Source organism: bacterium, from assembly GCA_028821235.1.
Taxonomy (GTDB): domain Bacteria; phylum Actinomycetota; class Acidimicrobiia; order Spongiisociales; family Spongiisociaceae; genus Spongiisocius.
On sequence record JAPPGV010000143.1, the window covers coordinates 36,611 to 53,930 of the forward strand.

Sequence of the window (17,320 nt, forward strand, 5' to 3'; positions counted from 1 at the left end):
ACGTGTGTGACCGGGAATTAGCTCCGATTTGCTAGACTTCCCTCATGGAGGGCTACGTCTCCCGCCTCGTCGACACGCTCCTAGAGGAGTACCTCGGAGAGCTTCCGGCCGTCATGGTCGTGGGGCCGCGCGCCTGCGGCAAGACCACGACCGCCCTCCGTCTCGTCAGCAGTGTCGTCCGCCTGGACTCCGACGAGGCCGCCGCATTCCGCGCCAGCCCCGATGCTGCACTGCGCGGCCGTGCCGAGCCCGTGCTGCTTGATGAGTGGCAGATGGTGCCGGAGGTGCTCGGCGCCGTCAAGCGGACCATCGACGCGGACCGGCGACCCGGACGCTTCCTCATCACCGGATCAGCCCGAACCGACCCGGGCGACCGGTTCTGGCCTCTCACCGGCCGGGTCGTCATGCTGCGCATGCACCCGATGACCGTGGCCGAGCAACAGCATCGGCCCGTGCGTCCGCTCATAGACCGCATTGCGGAGGGCGATTGGCCGGAAGGCGCCCCGGGAGCTCCGGTCGATCTTCGATCGTATCTGCAGTTCGCTCTCCGCGGCGGGTTCCCCGAGCCTGCGCTCGAGCTGAGCGACCGCGGCGCCCGAGCATGGCTCGAGAGCTATGCCGACCAGATCGCCCTGCGCGATGCCCGCACTCTCGGCGCCCGAACCCGATGCCTACCGGCTGCAGCGCTACCTGGAGGCTTACGCGATCAACTCCGGACGGGTGGTCCAGCACAAGACGGTCTACGACGCGGCCGGTATCAGCCGCAAGACAGCCCTGTCGTACGATGCGCTGTTGCGGGACCTGACGGTCGTGAATGAACTACCGGCTTGGGCGACCAACCGGCTCAAGCGCCTCACCCGGGCGCCCAAGCGCTACATGGTCGACTCCGGCCTGCTCGGGGGAATCCTGCGCGTCGGCATCGACGATGTCTTGGCCAGCGGCGACCTGCTCGGCACCATGATCGAGACGTTCGTGGTGGCCCAGTTGCAGGCCCAAGCGGCCGTGTCGAGCACCCGCTACCGGCTCTCGCACCTGCGCGAGTACGACGGCCGCCGGGAGGTGGACGTGATCGCAGAACTGGCCGGCGGGCGGATCGTCGGCGTGGAGATCAAAGCCGCGGCCGGCGTCGGGAGCTCCCACGCCCGCCACCTGTCGTGGCTGGCCCAGACGATGCAGGACCGCTTCGCGGGCGGTGTTGTGCTCCACACGGGCCGGGACACCTTCGAACTGGGTGACGGCATACTGGCGGCGCCCATCTCCACCCTGTGGGCATAGTCGGCGCCGCTTCCGGCTAGGTACCACCATGCCCGCGAACGGGTCGAGTTCCGGCAGGCCCCGGCTTCGTATTCAACTCCTTCGTTCAGCTCCAGCCCGTACTGCCTGGTAGACGGCTTGAGCGATCCTGCTGCCCCACGGTGACCGCGGACCGGCGAACCGCTCCGCAGCGGCCTTGGCCGGCCACACGATCGTGACCGCGTCGGTGGCGGTCCCGGTCCCAGGTATCCCTCGGTTTGCCAACGCCTGGGCCTTGGCTTCTGTGGCTGTGATCACCGCGTTCACTGCCGCCCCCGGGTCCAGTGCGACAGGCAGCTGCACCACGAGGTTGATCGTGCCTCCCGCCGCGGGCGTCTCAGTCGCAGGCGTTCCGGCGGCCCAGGTGGGATGGCTGATCCCCACGGTGGCGTCCACCACCACCCCTACCGCGGTGCTGCGTTGCCGGCGGCTCAGGTCCACCGCCGTGAACATCGCCACCCCGGTTCCCCGCAGATCCAACTCGGCCGCCACTTCATCGGCATGGTCGGAGAGGTCGGTGCGGTCGTAGTCCGATCTGACGCCAATGTTGAGCACCCACTCCGCCACACCCGGTCCACCGCCCACGGGCGCCGACGACAGTACCGACACCGGAGTTCCCCACCGCCACACCAGCACCCCTCGATGCTCGCCGGTTGCAGGGACCAGGTGGGGGTCGACCAGACGGCTCACCTGCCACAACGATCTATAACGTCTCGCAGTTCGCACCATCGCTGGGGCGTCGTGAGGCTGTCGAGCGTTGACACCCGCACGGTCTTCTGGGCGCCGAGTTGGTCGTCGAGCCTCGCTGTCGGGATCACCCAGAAGGTCCAGCGAGCCGGATCGGCAACGTTCTCGTTCGTCGCCGGCACTGCTCGATGAAGACAGAACACGTACACGTCGGCAACCCGCCTGGGCGGATCGCAACTCTCCCATGTGTCGGTAGCCGCGTCCCAGGCCATCTTGCGGGGAGGGATCCGGAAGTTCGGCGTCGACCGGTTCTCACGATTCCAGCTCTGGCTGAGACCGGAGGCCTTGACCTCGATCTTGAGATCTCTGTACCGCAGATCGACCGAGTCCCACTCGGCGCGAGTGTCGCCGTCGCCGATAATGCCGAGCGCTTCGCCGACCAGCCACTCTGCAAACCACCCCCTGGTGGCATTGTCGACGAGGTTCCCCACAGCCCAGTTCCGGAAGCCATCGATGTCTTGAGAGCGATCGACCATCGCAACGATCCTATCGACGGGTCTTCCCGGACAGACCTACAGATCGGCGTCCTGTATTGTCTTGCCCTGGCCGATCAGGCGCATGTTCACCGCGAAGTACCTGACGCGGTCCGGGTCCTGTCCCCGGGCGAGCGCCAGGTGGAGCGCGTAGAGCTGCAAGGGCATTAGGTGGGTCAGCGCGGCTACCTCCTCGACGGGTTCGGCTAGCGGCGCGACCGGGAGTACCCGATGGCCACCAAGGTCCGAGGGCTCGAGTTCCGAGACGATGACCGGGTCGCCATCCAGGTCGGAGACACCGTCGGCGATCTCCACCGCCTTCCGGTGCGATAGCCCTCGCGATGTCACCACCAGGACCGGGTCCCCCGGTTCGAGGATGAACATCTGCTCGTGTGCGTACTCATCGAGGGCCTCGCATATCGCCGGTACGTAGCCCGTCTCGTAGAGCTTCGCCGCCCCGGTGAGAGCGGTGGCGTGATGCGGACCGGCGCCGAGCAGTACCCAGCGGTCCCTGGACCTGTGCCGTGCTGCTGTCTCCTGAGCCTTCGGTCCCGCCATCTCTATCGTGTCGCGCATCGCGGCAGGCGCGCTCGCCAGCGCCCGGTCGATCGAGGTGGTTTCCCTGGACCGGATCGCGGCGACCCGGGCGGCGAGGCCCAGGGTCGATGCGATCATGGCGGTGTGGCTCGTGGTGTGCGACGCCGCGACCGGTGCTTCGGGCAGGGTGGTCACCAGGACGTGGTCGGCCAGCCGCGCCAGCCGCGACCCTTCGTGGCCGGTGACGGCGAGTACCGGGACACCGCGGATCGCGGCGGCTTCGGCACAGGCCACGGTCGACTGGGACTCCCCGGAGTTGGAGTAGGCCAGGAGGATCCCTCCGCTGATCTCCTCCAGCAGGTAGGAGTGGGCGTCGAACGACTGGTGTACGGCCGACGGCATCCCTGCCCACCGGGACATCGCGTAGCGGCCCACTTTCCCGGTGAACCGCGAGTCGCCGCACCCCGCGAAGTGGAGATGCTTCGGGCCCTGCTCGGCGATCCACGCTGCCGCCCTCCCGAGCCCATCCTCGTTATCGAGATTCAGGGCCGCTACCTCCGGTTGGCGGTGGATCTCCCGCCACATGTGCAGTTCCGTGTGTTCGGTCTTCGTCGTCCGGTCTGAGGTAGCCACTTTCATCCTCTCATTCATCCTCGGATGGCCGGCCGGGTTCCGGCACGAACGCGACGGCCTCGATGATCACGTCGACCCCTTCCGGGAGGTCCGCCACTGTGATGAACGTCCGGGCCGGGTAGGGCTCGTCGAACGCCTCGGCGTAGGCCCGGCTGACCGCCTGGAAGTCGGTGTAGCGGCGGGCGAACACGCAGCAGCGTATGACCGAGTCCATGTCGGAGCCTCCGGCCACGACGATCCGTTCGATGTTCTCCAAGCAGGTCCTCACCTGTGCCTCCACCGAGCCGTCCACGATCCTCCCGGCTTTCGGGTCGAACGGGAGCTGGCCGGAGGTGTACAGGATGCCGCCCCCGGCGGCGCCCTGCGAGTACGGGCCCTCGAACCCGGGATAGAGCGGGAGGTCAACGGCTGTCCGGCTCATCGGTCATCCTTTCATCGCGCTTTCGGTGAATCCCTGGACGATGTATCGCTGCAGGAGGAGGAACAGGATCAGGACCGGGACCGTGGCGATCGTCGCGCCGGCCAGGATCGCCCCCCAGTTGGGCAGCTCGCCGGGAACCACCGTCTGGGCCAGGGCCACCTGGATCAGCTGCAGCTCGGGCCGCTGGATGATCACGAGGGGCCACAGGAAACCGTTCCAGGACCAGAGGAAGGTGATCACCGACAGGGTCGCCAGGGCCGGCTTGATGTTCGGGAGGAGGACATCGAAGTAGACCCGGAAGTGGGACGCCCCGTCGACCAGGGCGGCATCGTCGAGCTCGCGGGGGACGTCGTCGAAGGCCTGCCGCAGCAGGAACAGGCCGAAGGCGCTGGCGATCTCCGGCAGGAAAACGGCCGGCAGCATGTCCCCGAGCCCGAGGCGGCTCGCCATCAGGTACATGGGGATGAGGATCGACTCGAAGGGCACCAGGAGCGTTCCCAGGATGATGATGAACAGCACCCTCCGCCCCGGGAACCGCAGGCGGGAGAACGCGTAGGCGCCCGTCGAGCAGAGGACCAGCGTCAGGATCACCTGGGATACGGCCACGATGGTGGAGTTGATCAGTGCCCGACCCATGCCGAGGCGGCCGAACACCTCCCGGTAGTTGTCGAGGGTGGCGTCGAACGGGAGGAACGTGGCGGCGGTGACCGGCGCGGCGTCACGGAAGATGGCGAACTGCGGCTTGAACGACGCCGCCACCACCCACCACACCGGGGCGATGAACACCAGCGCCACGGCGATGCCGAGCGCCACCCGGAGGTATCCGGGCACCGGAGCGCTCAGCCGCATCGGCGCCTGCTCCGCCTCCCGCCGCCGGCGCCTGATCAGCTTCAGCCCGGCCATCTCAGGCGTCCGTCCTCGACAGCAGCCGCCGCTGGAGGAGCGCCACCACCAGCACCGTGGCGAGGAAGACCACGGCTATCGCCGATGCGTAGCCCGGGTCCAGGAAGCTGAAAGCCTGCTGGTAGAGGTAGTACACCACGAACAACGTGCTGTCGCTCGGCCCGCCACGCGTCATCACGTAGGCCGGGGCGAACTGCTGGAAGCTGAAGATCGTGATGATGACCACCACGAACACGGTGGTTCGCGACAGGAGCGGGAGGGTCACGAACCGGAACCGCTGCCACGGTCCGGCGCCGTCCACCGCGGCGGCCTCGGCATAGACCGTTGGGATGGCTTGGAGGCCGGCCACGAACAGGATCATCGTGAACCCGATCTGGTACCAGATGATCATCAGCATCAGCGACGGGAGCGCCTGCGACGTGCTGGTGATGAAGTCGAGACCCTCGAAACCGAGGCGTTCCAGCACCCCGTTGAAAATGCCGTTGGCCGGGTCCAGCAGCAGCCGCCAGATCGCCGTCACCACCACGATCGACATCGTGACGGGGGAGAACACGATCGTGCGGATGCGGCGGATTCCCCGCTGCGAGCCGCGCAGGGCGAGCGCCAACCCCAGCGCCAGCGGGATCTGAAGGACGATCATGCCCACCACAAAGGTGGCGCTGACCTGCATCGACTTCAGGAACCTGTGATCGGACGCCAGCCTGACGAAGTTATCCACCCCGATGAAGAGGCGCTCGTCGGGGCGGAGCAGGTTGAAATACTGCAGGCTCGTCAGTGCCACCTCGGCGATCGGTATGAGGCGGAAGACCACCAGCAACACCAGGAACGGCCCGAGGAAGCCGGCCACGGTGGTGAAGCGGGAGTACCGGGTCTTCGTTCTTACCTTGGCCATGTCGGCTCCCCTGCGGCGTGGAGGTCTGCTGCGCCTACCTCATCTGTCGTCGTCCCCGGACTCCTGGGAGTGGAAGATCCGGGAGAGGAAGTCGAGGAAACGCTCGCGATCCGCCCAGACCGCCACCCGGGCGTTCTTGGGTTGCGAGGCGAGGAAGGTGTGCGGTCGCTGGTCGACGACCGTGCGGCCCCGGGTGAGGGTCCCGTGCAGTTCAATCTCGACATTGGCCCGTTCGAACCTCACCAGATCCGGATCGACCAATGCGCCCACGGCCAGCGCATCGTGCACGGGAGCGCCGCCTCCCTCGACGGGCATCCTCGACTCGTACATGTGGATCCGTTCCGGCAGGAACGCGGCGGCGGTCAGGGCGGCCGGGGTCCCGGCTTCGGCCCAGCGGGCCACGTCGCCGGAGGTGACGGGGGCCATGTGGGTGGCGTCCAGGGGGAACATCTCGATCGGCGCGCCCGCCCGGAACACGACGTCGGCGGCTTCGGGATCCCAGTAGATGTTGGCCTCGGCGCTGGCCGAGATGTTGCTGACCGCGATGCCGCCCCCCATGATCGCGATCCGCTCGATGTTCGAGACGATCCCCGGACGCATCCGGAACGCCAGGGCGAGGTTGGTCAGCGGGCCGACCGCGGCAAGCGTGATCGGAGTCTCCGCGGTCGCCAATGTCTCGACGAGGAAATCGACCGCATGCACCGGCTCGGCCGCGATCGACGGCTCCGGCAGGTCCAGATCCTGGGGCCAACCCGCGCTACGGTCGATCTGGCCGATGAGAGGACCGTCGGCCCCCCGGTACACGGGGACCCCGGAGATGGCGGCGCTCTCGAGGACCTTGAGGGTGTTCAATGTGGTGATCTCGACGGGACAGTTCCCGGCGACCGTGGTGACCGCGATCAGGTTCAGGTCCGGATGGAGGGCGCCCACCAGCAGCGCTATCGCATCGTCGGAACCCGTGTCGCAATCGATGATCAGATCTTCCGACACTCGCCCCTCCACCCGACAAATCTCTCCGGGAGGCTATCACCCTCGAGGCCGTCAAGGCCGGTCGAAAAACTGCGCTGTATCGGCCGGTTAAGAACTGCGCGGTCAGTGGGGTGGTCTCCTTTCGGTTGCCTTGGAGTCGGTAGCTCCGGTCGGTGTTTGATCGGATACGGGGGCTTCTCATCGCCGCCTCCGAACGTGTCAGCGACCGGGGCCGGACACGGCTGCGTGGCTTCCTCACCGAACCGTATAGTAGTATCAACTATTAAACCCGATGAGGGAAGCGGCTAAGTTGACTGACCACCCAAACCGGGCGCAAGCTCTTTGTAGCCCTTTTCCGAAGCGCGGTCCGCGTTCCAGTGGCCGACGCGCTCGCCGGACTCGGACGACTGAGGATGCTGTCCGCGTTGATTCTCAAGCGATGGGTTGCGGCATCGAGTGTGGTCGCGGTGTTGGCTGTGGGTGCTGTCGCAGCGGCGCAGTCCGGCGACGACTGCTACGCGGGCCTGGTGGTGGGTCCGGGGGAGAGTTGCACCTACCCAGGCACGACTCAGGAGTTCTCGGTCGATGACGCCGGCTGGGGGCACTTCATCTTCGCCGCCTCCGGAACGGGTATCGACATGCGCGGCACGACCTTCAACGGAGTCACCTACAACTTCAAGGCCTCCAAGCAAGCCGACGGCACCTGGCTCATCGAGACCGCCGGCGCGACAACAACCACCAACACAACGGTGGTATCGACCGGGTTCCCGGACGTGGCGCCGGACCACTACGCCTTCGAGGCTGTCGAATGGGCGGTCGAGGTCGGCGTGACCGCCGGCTACACCGATGGCACGTTCAAACCGCAGCGGCCTCTCATCAAGCGGCACGCGGTCGTGTTCATGGAACGCTTCTACGACGAGATCCTTCAAGCCGAGGAGTCAGAGGACTTCACCCGTGCCGACATGATGGTGCTACTCAAAGCCATCAACGACGGCACCATCCGCGGGACCGGGTCCGGCACCGCAGCCGAGTCGCCTTCACGACAGGGAGCGAGCCGGCGTTTCTCAGACGTGGCGCCGGACCACTACGCCTTCGAGGCTGTCGAATGGGCGGTCGAGGTCGGCGTGACCGCCGGCTACACCGATGGCACGTTCAAACCGCAGCGGCCTCTCATCAAGCGGCACGCGGTCGTGTTCATGGAACGCTTCTACGACGAGATCCTTCAAGCCGAGGAGTCAGAGGACTTCACCCGTGCCGACATGATGGTGCTGCTCAAAGCCATCAACGACGGCACCCTGACCGCTGCCCGGCAAGCGCCCGGGTCCGACGCAATGTTCCCGGGTTCGCCGGAGTCGGATAGAGCCGCGCTTGTTGCGTTGTATCACGCCACCGACGGACCCAACTGGCACGTCAACGACAACTGGCTTACAGACGAACCCTTGGGGAATTGGTACGGAGTCACCACTGACCACACCGGCCGAGTCGTTCGACTGGTACAACATTACAATGGTCTCGCGGGCGAACTGCCACCTCAACTTGGTGACCTGGACGCTGTCGAGACGGTTGAGTTGAACGGCATCGATAGCAATAACCTCGACCTATCACCGCTGTCAGGTCTAGCACGGCTGCGTCACCTTACGCTGTTCAGTTCTCAGGTTTCTGACCTTTCAGGACTGACGGACCTACCTCAACTCGAGACCCTTCAGCTTTCTGATAACGAGATCCATGATCTATCGCCGATTCTACGTCTCCACAGCTTGCGGACTCTGAATGTGGCGGAGAACCCTCTCAGTCGTCGGTCCGTCCACACACTCATTCCGATTCTCGAAGCCAGGGGTGTCCAAGTTTATCATCACGGCTACGCCCTTGGCGACGGCGATTTGACCGTTGAAGATGGCCCATTGATTTACAACGACAATCTGGTTGTATTGCCGGTAGCAAAAGGTTCAGGACTCCTGGCCTACACGTCGACCTTCTACCGCCATTTCGAAGATGACTTTGACTTTCTGGTGATTGTGAATATTGATGGTGAGTCTGAGATAGGTGCCGGTGGGTATTATATCCCCGTAGCCAATGATATACAGGGGATTGGGCAAGCGCTATACTCGTATAGCAACGAATTTGGATCAGCCGGGAAACTCCACGGAGTCCCATACTTCAGTGAACCCTGGTGGTTTCGGGGTATCATTCTGCACGAGGTGATGCATAGGTGGGCTGCCTACGGCCACCATCCCCTCGCGCACGGTTCACACTTTGCTGACTTCAGCAACATCTTCGGGGCGTTTGGTGGAGAGTTCTCTTCTTCTTTCGACCAGATCGTCGATCTCGGAGATGGCCAGTTCCGTGCCGACAAACAGGAATGGTCTTACACGTATGGCCCACTAGAGCTCTACTTCGCAGGTCTCATTCCTTCAGAAGAGGTACCTGACTTTTGGGTCGCCGTTGATGGAGCGTGGGTCGATCAAGAATCTGGGGTGTTCTCTGCAACCCGGATAGAGCCGTTCACCGTAACCGATGTCATCGCTGCATACGGGCGACGGGTTCCTCATGTGTCCAGCTCCCAACGTGAGTTCAGGGCCGCAGTGATTCTGCTGTTGGATGAGCAGAATCCGACAGTGGATTCGAAGCTGCTCGAGAGCTTGAGTAGCGACATAGCTTGGTTCAGCTTCATCGGTGCGGATGAGTCCTCCGAAGAGAACTTCTTCGAAGCGACCGGGGGTCGGGCTACTTTCAGAACCGATGGCCTGGCGCAGACGCTCAACAACTAGATCGCTGAGCCTCACCGGGTATTGCGCAGGCTGTGGTGCGCCCCTGGGTGTCACACGGTGGGGATAGTTGGCCGTCAAGTATGAGTGTTTTCGCGTTCTCGGCGTCCCAGGCTTCCCGCTGCGGTGTTCAGTCCGTTCCGGGTATCGGCAACGAGTCCGGGAGTCAGTCCCTGGGTTCGTTCGCCGTAACGTCGGCCCCGCTCTCCGCCAGGCGGGCGACGAGTCCCTTCCGACCACCGGTGGAATCGAACCGCTCCCACGCCTGGGCGAAGTCGGCCCGGCGCATCGCAGCCTGACGGTTCTGGCCGCCGATCAACTGGCCCAATGCGATGAGCTGGCCTCGGTTGCTGCTGCGCATGGGTAAGCCTTCGGCGTAGCGGCGAAGGAACTGGCCGGCAACGCATGCGTCCTGGAACTCGCCCAGCACATCCTGAAGTTTCTTCAGCCGCCTGGTCTCCGCCTTCAGCAACCCGCCATAGGCCGGCCGGAAGAACTCGAGGAGGTAACGCAGCTGCTTGCATCGAATCCTCAGCGCATGCAGCGACTCGTCCCTGGACGCGGACGTGATCGCACGACCACGGCGCACCACACCCCGGTAGCGCTTACCGATGAGCAGCTGCGCGCCGTCGCCGACCGTGACCGAACCCAAGGCCTCCATGGTGCGCGCGGACGGACCCCGTTCGAGCGATTGCGCAAAGTCCGCCTTCAGACGCCCGTACCTCCGGCTGGTCAGGCAGGTCAGCAAACGCCTTCGCTCCTCCTGCCACCGGTCGGCGAGATACTGCTGGTAGTCGTCCAGGTGCGCAGCATCCTCCGGGGCAATCTCGGACAGGAAGCCCGGGAGGTTCCCCATGGCGACGTCGAGGTCCCGCACACCGCCGAGCGTGGCCGCGAGCCATTTGAACTCGCCGTTGAACGAGCGGATCGAGGCGGGCAGCACCTTCTTGAAAGCGCGCAGCGCGGAACGGAGGCGGCGCGTCGCCACCCGCATCTTGTGCACGCCTTCGGGGTCCAGACCCTCCCAGGCCCTGGGCTCCTGGGCGATCATCTCCTCGAACTGCTCGAGCAAGCGGCCGTAAGCCAGGTGGATGGCCGGATCGGACGGCGCGGGCTTCCGTTCCCGCAACGCCAGAACGAACTGGGTGCTCGCCAGCAACACCGTTCCCGGAGCCCGCGGGGGCGACAGGCCCGCGGTCTGCAGTCCCCGTTCGAACTTGCTGAGGCGGGCGGCCAGAAGGCCGAACCGTTGTTGCGTTTCCGCGGCCAGTTGCCGTAGCGACTCCTCCCCACCCTCCTTCAGCTCGATCTCCAGTTCCACGAACGCCATGCGGCCCGGCGCCGGCTTCTTGACCGGGCCGTCGGTGGTGATGGTCGTCCGGTCGATCCCCAGTTCCACCAGCGCACCATCGGGCAGCCGGATGTCGAACAGGCGACGGTGCGTCCGAACGCGGAAGAGCTTCCGCAGGTCCCCCGACCGGAGACCGCCGGACCGGTCGGCGACATGCTCGGCAACCAGAGGGTGGCTGCCGTCCTGCGGAAAGGCCGTGACCCGGCGCTCGACCTCCTCGCGCTTCTGCACGATCCCGTCCCGCAGCTTGTTGGACTTCAGGGTCATGCTCTTGTCGCCCGAGCGGTCGCGCCACCGGTACGCCCACCCCGCCCTGAACAGATGCCAACCGGGAGTGTCCCAGTAGTCATCCACGATGTCCACGGTCAAGGCGGACTGCACGTCGTACGAGTCGAGAGAGTCGATCAGATCCTCAACGTGCGCGGCGTCTTCGATCAGGAACTTCGCTTCGATCTCCGAGTGAGCCGCCTCGAGCGGAGAAGGCGCGTCCTCCTCGGGCGTGCCGTCTCCCGGTGGTTCCGGGACTGATCCCAGCCGTGAGACCATGGTGTGGTCTCCTGTTTCGACACGTACCTGGTTCAAGATCCAGGGGCATACAGCTTACTTTGACCGCGTATTCAGCGCTGAACAGAGGGCCCATCCGGCCGCGAAACGTGGGTTGGCGTGTAATGCCGACAACGACGGTCCGGAGCCGATTGCCTCCACCTAAACCCACGCAGCCGGATCCCCATGTATGGCCATGATCCGCCCAGCACATCCGGAATGCTAAGAAAACCAGTGGACGCCGATCTCGGGCCAGGGTTAGGGTTGACCCATCCTTGATCGAGAGATGATGGCAGGCATCCCAGCCGATCCGACGGGAAGCTGCGTTCCCCGAGCACTCCCACGCGGGATCGCTCCCGAAGCCGTTCGCAACGTTCTCGTCGGGCTCCTCGATCCGCTATCACGCTCGATAGGAGGTATTGCCAGGTAGTGACGGTCCGCGCCAGGCGGACAGGCACGAATCAAGGGAGGGCCCAGGGCCATGTGGAGCAAGAGCAAATGGAGAGCCGCCGCGTTCGCGGCATTGACGCTAGCGCTGGTCATGTCAGCGTGCGGAGCAGAGGAGGAACCCGCTCCGGAGGAACCCGAAGCAGCCGCGGTCACCACCGCCGCGCCCGAGCCTGCTCCCGAACCCGCTCCCGAGGAACCCGAAGAAGCCGCGGTCACCACCGCCGCGCCCGAGGCCGCTCCTGCGGAGGACCCCGACGCCTGTGACGAGATCATCACGCTCCGGTTGCTCCGCTGGCAGGGAGACACGCTCGACATCGCCATCGCCGACTACAAGGAAGTGGAACCCTGCGTCGAGATCGCGGTCGAGGAAGTGCCGTTCGGCCAGCTGTACGAGAAGATCAGCATCGTGGCGACGTCGGACGATCCCCCCGACATCCTCCTCTACGACGGGCCGTTCACCCAGTCCTACGCGGAGGCCGGGATGCTGCTGCCCCTCGACGACTACATCAGCGACGAGCACCTGAACGACATCCTCTTCGCCACCCGGTCCGAGCACAGCTACCAGGGCGTGCTGTACTCGCCCGGGCTGGAGCAGTCGGCCATGGCCCTCTTCTACAACAAGGACATGACCGACGCCGCGGGCATCAACCCGCCGCAGGACATCTCGGAGGCCTGGACGTGGGAGGAGGCCGTGGCGGCCTTCCAGAAGATCCAGGATGAGGGGATCGCGGAGTGGGGCCTGGCCCCGTCGGCCTTCGGCGACGGCACGCCCGGCTTCGCCTACCGGGACCTCATCATGACGAGGTCGATGGGCGATCCGAATGCTGCCATGGACTCGTCCGCCTACCGCACCTTCTGGGCCATATCCGACGACGGATGCACGGTGGACGGGTACCTGAACACGCCTGAGGCGATCGAAGGGCTCGAGTTCTACGCCAAGATGTTCAACGAGTGGGAGATCACGCCGAAGGTCGGGATCCCGAACGCCCTCCTCGACGGGACCGCGGCGTTCGGCCTGGAGCCCCCCTTCGTGGCGGGAGTCCTGGAGGCCAACGCCGACTTCGAGTGGGGGATCACGCCGGTGCCCTACTTCAACACGCCGTTCACCCATACGGGTAGCGTCACGGTCGGCGTCAGCGCCAAGACGAAGTACCCCGACGAGGCCGCCGCGTTCGTGATGTTCGCCACCAACCCGGAGCAGTCCAAGAAGTACTCGGACAACTACCAGTCCCTGCCGGTCCGCCAGTCCATCCTGGATCTGCAGACGTTCTTCGAGGTGTACCCGCAGAGCATCTTCGCCGAGTCGCTCGCAGTGGCCGGGCAACCGCGGCCCCCGACTCCGGCGTTCACCCAGTACGAGCAGATCGTGACCACCGCCCTCGGTGACATCGCCCTCGGCGCCGACGCGCAGGAGACCATGGATTCGGCCGTGGCCCAACTGGACCCGATCCTGGCCCGCTACTGCGGCTAGCAAGAGCCGCTAAAGGCTGACCCCCGCAATGCTCCGGCGGCACCGCCCGTCGCGGCATGCGGGGTGAGGCGTTCGCACAGGCAAGGCGAGCGTGCGCGCACATGCGCCCGCTGCTCCTCGACGAACCGGAGAGTCCATACGGGCACGGAGACCCCACGGTTTCGGTCCTCGACAGTCGTGTTATATCGGCAACCGTGAAATACTCACGTGTGTGTCAGGTGAACCGTCCGGCCCTTGACGCCCGGGCGCGGTACGATGGATCGTCAGCCGGTCTCAGGAAGGAACATCGTCGATGGCTACCGCCACCCAAAGCTACGTGGACGCACACACCGACCGCCTCAACGAGCGACTACGTGCGGACCAGGCAAAGGCCCTGTTGCGTATTGCCGAATACATCAACGAATCGAACAAGGCACGGTCTCGGGAGACGATGTGGATGACCGGCGTCCTGCTGGCGGCTATGGCGTCCGTCGCCGGTCTCATCATCGCGGTACTGCGATGAGTTCCGGGTCCCGAGCCTGGTGAAACCGTAAGTAGGTCCGAGCGCCGCTCCGTCGATCTGCCAAGCCATCCGGGCCTACGGTGCTGCGTCCCGACCCCCCGACTCGGCGCGTAACGCCTCGATCATCGCGGGCAGGTCGTCGGGCCCCAGCGCGACAGGCGGGGGTTCCCCGGATGCGAGTTGCCGCTGCAACGTGCGTTCGGCGGACAGGAAGGCATCGTCGTACACCGAGAAGTCGAAACCGGGATCGACCGGAGCGTCCGACTCGTCGAGGCGACTCCAGTCCCCGGAACCCACTGCCTCTCCATCCGTCGGGATCCCTACATAGAGTAACGATCCATGAGCCCCGTGGACAGAGGCATAGAGGCGTCAATGTCGCAACCCGGCAGCGGACTCCGGGTGTTCATCGACGATGAGTTCGTGGCGACCGCCGTGCTCAGATTCGACGTCGCGAGCCGGACCGCGTCCGCCATCAGGGACGTGCTCCCGCTGGAAGCAACCCTCATGCACATCACGTGCTCCGGCGAAGGAGTCTTCTTCCCCATCGACGCCGAGTTGGCGATCGACACGGTGCCGGGCGGGGCAGGATCCGACGGGGTCACGGATGAAGGGGTCGTCGTCCACGGCCTCCCGCTCGTCCACCCCGAGAACCTCACCGTGTACCTGTCGCAGGGCGACTTCGTCCTGACCCCCGACAAGGCCTGCATCATCGCCTACGGCAGAAGGTGCATCGTCCGCTCCTACGTCGGCGACCTGCCGAGCAACGCCTTCGCCTACATGCGCGATCCGGACGGCCTCGATCGACTTGAGATTCTCGCCAAGCGAACCCTCAAGGAGGGAGCCAAGACGATCCGGCTCGAACCGGACACCACCCGGTGACGCCCTGGCCGGACGTCTGGTCCGTCGGGCTCATCATGATCGACGACCTTTACGTCGAGGGCGAGCCGAGGGCCAGGGGGCTCCTGGCCGGCGGGGCCGCCTACGCATGCGTCGGAGTCGCCTACGCGGGAGCCCGGGCGGGACTCGTCGCCCGCGCCGGCACAGGCATCGATCCGGATACGCTCGCCCAGCTGCAGCAACGCGGCCTGGTGCTCGAAGTGAAGCAGGTGGCCGCCCCGAGCATCCACGAGCGCGTCTACGTGTCAGCCGCCCGGGAGACGGTGTACGAGTGGGAGCCCGGTTCGGGTGACTATGAAGGCACGTGCCCGCAGCCAAGCGACTTCACGTCGGATCTCGCGCCGGACCAGTGCGTGCACATCGCGCCCATACCCGTGCGATACCAGGCCGAGTGGATCGCATTCGCAGCCGGGGCCGGGTCGATGATCGTCCTCGACCCGCACACGGACGACGCCGCCGCCGACCCGGACGCTTACACCAACCTCATACCCGAAAGCACCGCCTTCCTCCCCAGCGCGCTGGAGAGCGAATGCATCGCCGGGCCGGACCACGAGCAGGCGGCCCGGGACTATGTCGCGGCCGGCGCCCGGATGGCCGCGGTGAAGCTCGGCCAGGAAGGATGCGTCGTCGCCACCGCTACCGACGTGACGTTCGTTCCGGCTCAGACGGTCCATCGACCTACGGACACGACCGGAGCCGGCAACGCGTTCTGCGGTGCGTTCGCGGCAGCCGTCGCCCAGGGTCGCAGCGCCGTTGAAGCGGCCCAAGTGGCCGTGCGGGCCGGAGCGCACATGGTCCAGCATGCCGGCACCGTCGCAGCTCTCGACGGTCTGCCGTCGAAGCCCGGCCCAAGGACATCGAGCAGTACTCGAAAGGACCAGACGGACCCGGACGATGGATGACCCGACACCCTCCTACGACGGCGTCAACCTGGCGAACCTTGCAGCCGAACTGGAGGTCCGCCTCACCGGCCGTTCCCCGACCCGAGGCCTGCGCCCCGAACTGGCCGATCTGATCCCCCACACGCGGAACTACCTCCTGCTGATCATCGACGGCCTCGGCGATCAGCAACTCGCCCACCCCGCCGCCGCCACCCTGCGCCAGCACCGTCGAGCAGCCCTGACCGCGCCGTTCCCCACCACCACCTCGGTCGGGCTCTCCTCGGTGACCACGGCACTGGCGCCCATGCAGCACGGAGTGATCGGCTACACCCAGTGGATGCCCACCCTCCGCACGGTCGTGAACATGCTGGAGTGGGTGGACATGGCAACGGGACAGGCCATCGACCTCGACCCGGTCGGTTTCCATCCCAGCCCCAACCTGCCCGAGCGCCTCAGCGCAGCCGGTGTCAGAACAATGATCTTCCAACCCACCGAGCTCCTGGACACCCCCGTGAGCAATATGCTCTGCCGTGGAGCCGAACGCCACGGATACTCATCCCCCTTCGACATCCGGCCGCCGGCCCTCTCTAGCGACGGCAACCGCACCCTGACCGTCGTGTACACGGCCCCCGTGGACACAGCTGCCCACGCCTACCGGCAACGATCACAGGCGTACAGCACCGCCCTCTCCCAAACAGGCCAGGTGTGGGAACACTTCAGACGTTCCCTGCCACTCGACACCACCCTCATCGGATCAGCCGACCACGGCCACTGCGACATCCCACCCGACAGAAAGATGTACCTGGACGAGAACCTCGCCAACGGCTTGCAATGGTGGGGAGACGGCCGATTACTCATGTTTCGCGGGCCCCTCGAACCAGTACACGGGATCGCTCGGCGGACGGGCGCCCAGTTCGTCAGCGCCGAACAACTCCGCCGATGGCTAGGTGGAGGACCCCCACACCCGGCCCTCACCGAATTCCCGACCGCGGCCCTCCTAGCCCTGCCGGGAACGGTCATCTTCCCCCAATACCTCCCGAGCCCTTACGTCGGCCACCACGGCGGGATCACGCCCCACGAGCTACTGATCCCCCTACTAGTCGCCTAGAACCACCAACCCGACCAATGGTCGCAACGGTACTCTCGTCTTGCGGTACCCCACCTCTCGGGGCTGCCAGGCAACGATGACACCACCCCGGATTCTGAATCGCGCACGGGTGGATATCGGTCGTGAACAGCCCAGCGATGATGACAACCGACACCGAGATGAGCTCTTGGTTCGTACCCTCCCGCAACTCCGCCTGGGTCTCTCGGCGGTAGGCGCGGAGCGCCCCCGGAGGTCGCTATCGACGTACGAACCCCCAAACCCGAGGGTTCAAGATCAACCGGAGGCCCTCCACGAAGGCTACACGCTCCGTTGCTACACCGGCGGCGGGCGAATACGGGACCCTCTCGAACGCGACCGTCAGTTAGTCCTAAGCAACGTAGCCGTCGGCCACATCTCCCCCCTACGCTAGTCACCATGATCAATTGATGCCTAGCCCCAATTCTTCATGGGGGTAGTGGTGGGGGTGGGTGGTTTGACACGGGAA

Annotated in this window: 17 protein-coding genes; 8 read left to right on the plus strand and 9 right to left on the minus strand. The window is 65.5% G+C overall.

Going from position 1 to position 17,320, the window contains the following annotated elements:
• The first annotated feature begins 44 nt into the window (after window positions 1-44).
• Together OXK16_14605 and OXK16_14610 are read left to right on the plus strand one after the other, a co-directional pair.
• Window positions 45-818, plus strand: a complete 774-nt coding sequence (locus OXK16_14605; GenBank protein MDE0377176.1) for an AAA family ATPase — start codon at window positions 45-47, stop codon at window positions 816-818.
• The gene (locus OXK16_14610; protein ID MDE0377177.1) at window positions 793-1,275 is read left to right on the plus strand and encodes a DUF4143 domain-containing protein; all 483 of its coding nucleotides are present in this window, start codon (window positions 793-795) and stop codon (window positions 1,273-1,275) included. The genes OXK16_14605 and OXK16_14610 overlap by 26 nt, the downstream gene beginning before the upstream one ends.
• A gap of 72 nt (window positions 1,276-1,347) precedes the next feature.
• On the opposite strand, the gene OXK16_14615 is transcribed toward OXK16_14610, so the two are convergent.
• From OXK16_14615 to OXK16_14645, 7 genes are read right to left on the minus strand one after another with little or no spacing between them, the layout of a single operon-like run.
• Entirely contained in the window at window positions 1,348-1,983 is a 636-nt protein-coding gene (locus OXK16_14615) for an adenosylcobinamide amidohydrolase (protein ID MDE0377178.1), read from the minus strand.
• Window positions 1,980-2,516 (minus strand): hypothetical protein, encoded by a 537-nt coding sequence (locus OXK16_14620; protein ID MDE0377179.1) that lies wholly within the window; start codon window positions 2,514-2,516, stop codon window positions 1,980-1,982. The genes OXK16_14615 and OXK16_14620 overlap by 4 nt, the downstream gene beginning before the upstream one ends.
• Before the next feature lie 36 nt (window positions 2,517-2,552).
• A complete protein-coding gene (locus tag OXK16_14625; GenBank protein MDE0377180.1) occupies window positions 2,553-3,689 on the minus strand; it encodes an SIS domain-containing protein in 1,137 nt (378 codons plus the stop codon).
• Between the two features lie 4 nt (window positions 3,690-3,693).
• Entirely contained in the window at window positions 3,694-4,104 is a 411-nt protein-coding gene (locus OXK16_14630) for a Rid family detoxifying hydrolase (GenBank protein MDE0377181.1), read from the minus strand.
• 3 nt (window positions 4,105-4,107) lie between these two features.
• Window positions 4,108-5,007 carry a carbohydrate ABC transporter permease gene (locus OXK16_14635; protein ID MDE0377182.1) on the minus strand — a complete coding sequence of 300 codons (900 nt, stop codon included), beginning with the start codon at window positions 5,005-5,007 and terminating at the stop codon, window positions 4,108-4,110.
• A gap of 1 nt (window position 5,008) precedes the next feature.
• Window positions 5,009-5,899, minus strand: a complete 891-nt coding sequence (locus OXK16_14640; GenBank protein ID MDE0377183.1) for a sugar ABC transporter permease — start codon at window positions 5,897-5,899, stop codon at window positions 5,009-5,011.
• Between the two features lie 39 nt (window positions 5,900-5,938).
• Entirely contained in the window at window positions 5,939-6,889 is a 951-nt protein-coding gene (locus OXK16_14645) for a nucleoside hydrolase (GenBank protein MDE0377184.1), read from the minus strand.
• 356 nt (window positions 6,890-7,245) lie between these two features.
• Between OXK16_14645 and OXK16_14650 the strand changes: the two genes are divergently transcribed.
• Window positions 7,246-9,636, plus strand: a complete 2,391-nt coding sequence (locus OXK16_14650; protein MDE0377185.1) for an S-layer homology domain-containing protein — start codon at window positions 7,246-7,248, stop codon at window positions 9,634-9,636.
• Window positions 9,637-9,799: 163 nt separating this feature from the next.
• Here OXK16_14650 and OXK16_14655 read toward each other — a convergent pair whose 3' ends face one another.
• On the minus strand, window positions 9,800-11,530 hold the full coding sequence (locus OXK16_14655) for a CHAD domain-containing protein (protein MDE0377186.1): 1,731 nt from the start codon (window positions 11,528-11,530) through the stop codon (window positions 9,800-9,802).
• Between the two features lie 478 nt (window positions 11,531-12,008).
• Here OXK16_14655 and OXK16_14660 point away from each other — a divergent pair, with 478 nt between their 5' ends.
• Complete coding sequence (locus OXK16_14660; protein MDE0377187.1) at window positions 12,009-13,448, plus strand: sugar ABC transporter substrate-binding protein; 1,440 nt, start codon at window positions 12,009-12,011, stop codon at window positions 13,446-13,448.
• A gap of 292 nt (window positions 13,449-13,740) precedes the next feature.
• Entirely contained in the window at window positions 13,741-13,950 is a 210-nt protein-coding gene (locus OXK16_14665) for a hypothetical protein (GenBank protein ID MDE0377188.1), read from the plus strand.
• 75 nt (window positions 13,951-14,025) lie between these two features.
• On the opposite strand, the gene OXK16_14670 is transcribed toward OXK16_14665, so the two are convergent.
• Entirely contained in the window at window positions 14,026-14,247 is a 222-nt protein-coding gene (locus OXK16_14670; protein MDE0377189.1) for a hypothetical protein, read from the minus strand.
• Between the two features lie 42 nt (window positions 14,248-14,289).
• On the opposite strand from OXK16_14670, the gene OXK16_14675 reads away from it, so the two are divergent.
• Genes OXK16_14675 through OXK16_14685 form a run of 3 tightly spaced genes read left to right on the plus strand, consistent with a single transcriptional unit; the run spans window position 14,290 to window position 16,836 of the window.
• Entirely contained in the window at window positions 14,290-14,829 is a 540-nt protein-coding gene (locus tag OXK16_14675; GenBank protein MDE0377190.1) for a DUF3830 family protein, read from the plus strand.
• Complete coding sequence (locus OXK16_14680) at window positions 14,826-15,749, plus strand: PfkB family carbohydrate kinase (GenBank protein ID MDE0377191.1); 924 nt, start codon at window positions 14,826-14,828, stop codon at window positions 15,747-15,749. Before OXK16_14675 ends, OXK16_14680 begins: the two co-directional genes overlap by 4 nt.
• Window positions 15,742-16,836, plus strand: coding sequence for an alkaline phosphatase family protein (locus tag OXK16_14685; GenBank protein MDE0377192.1), 1,095 nt, complete (start codon window positions 15,742-15,744; stop codon window positions 16,834-16,836). The genes OXK16_14680 and OXK16_14685 overlap by 8 nt, the downstream gene beginning before the upstream one ends.
• Window positions 16,837-17,320: the final 484 nt, after the last annotated feature.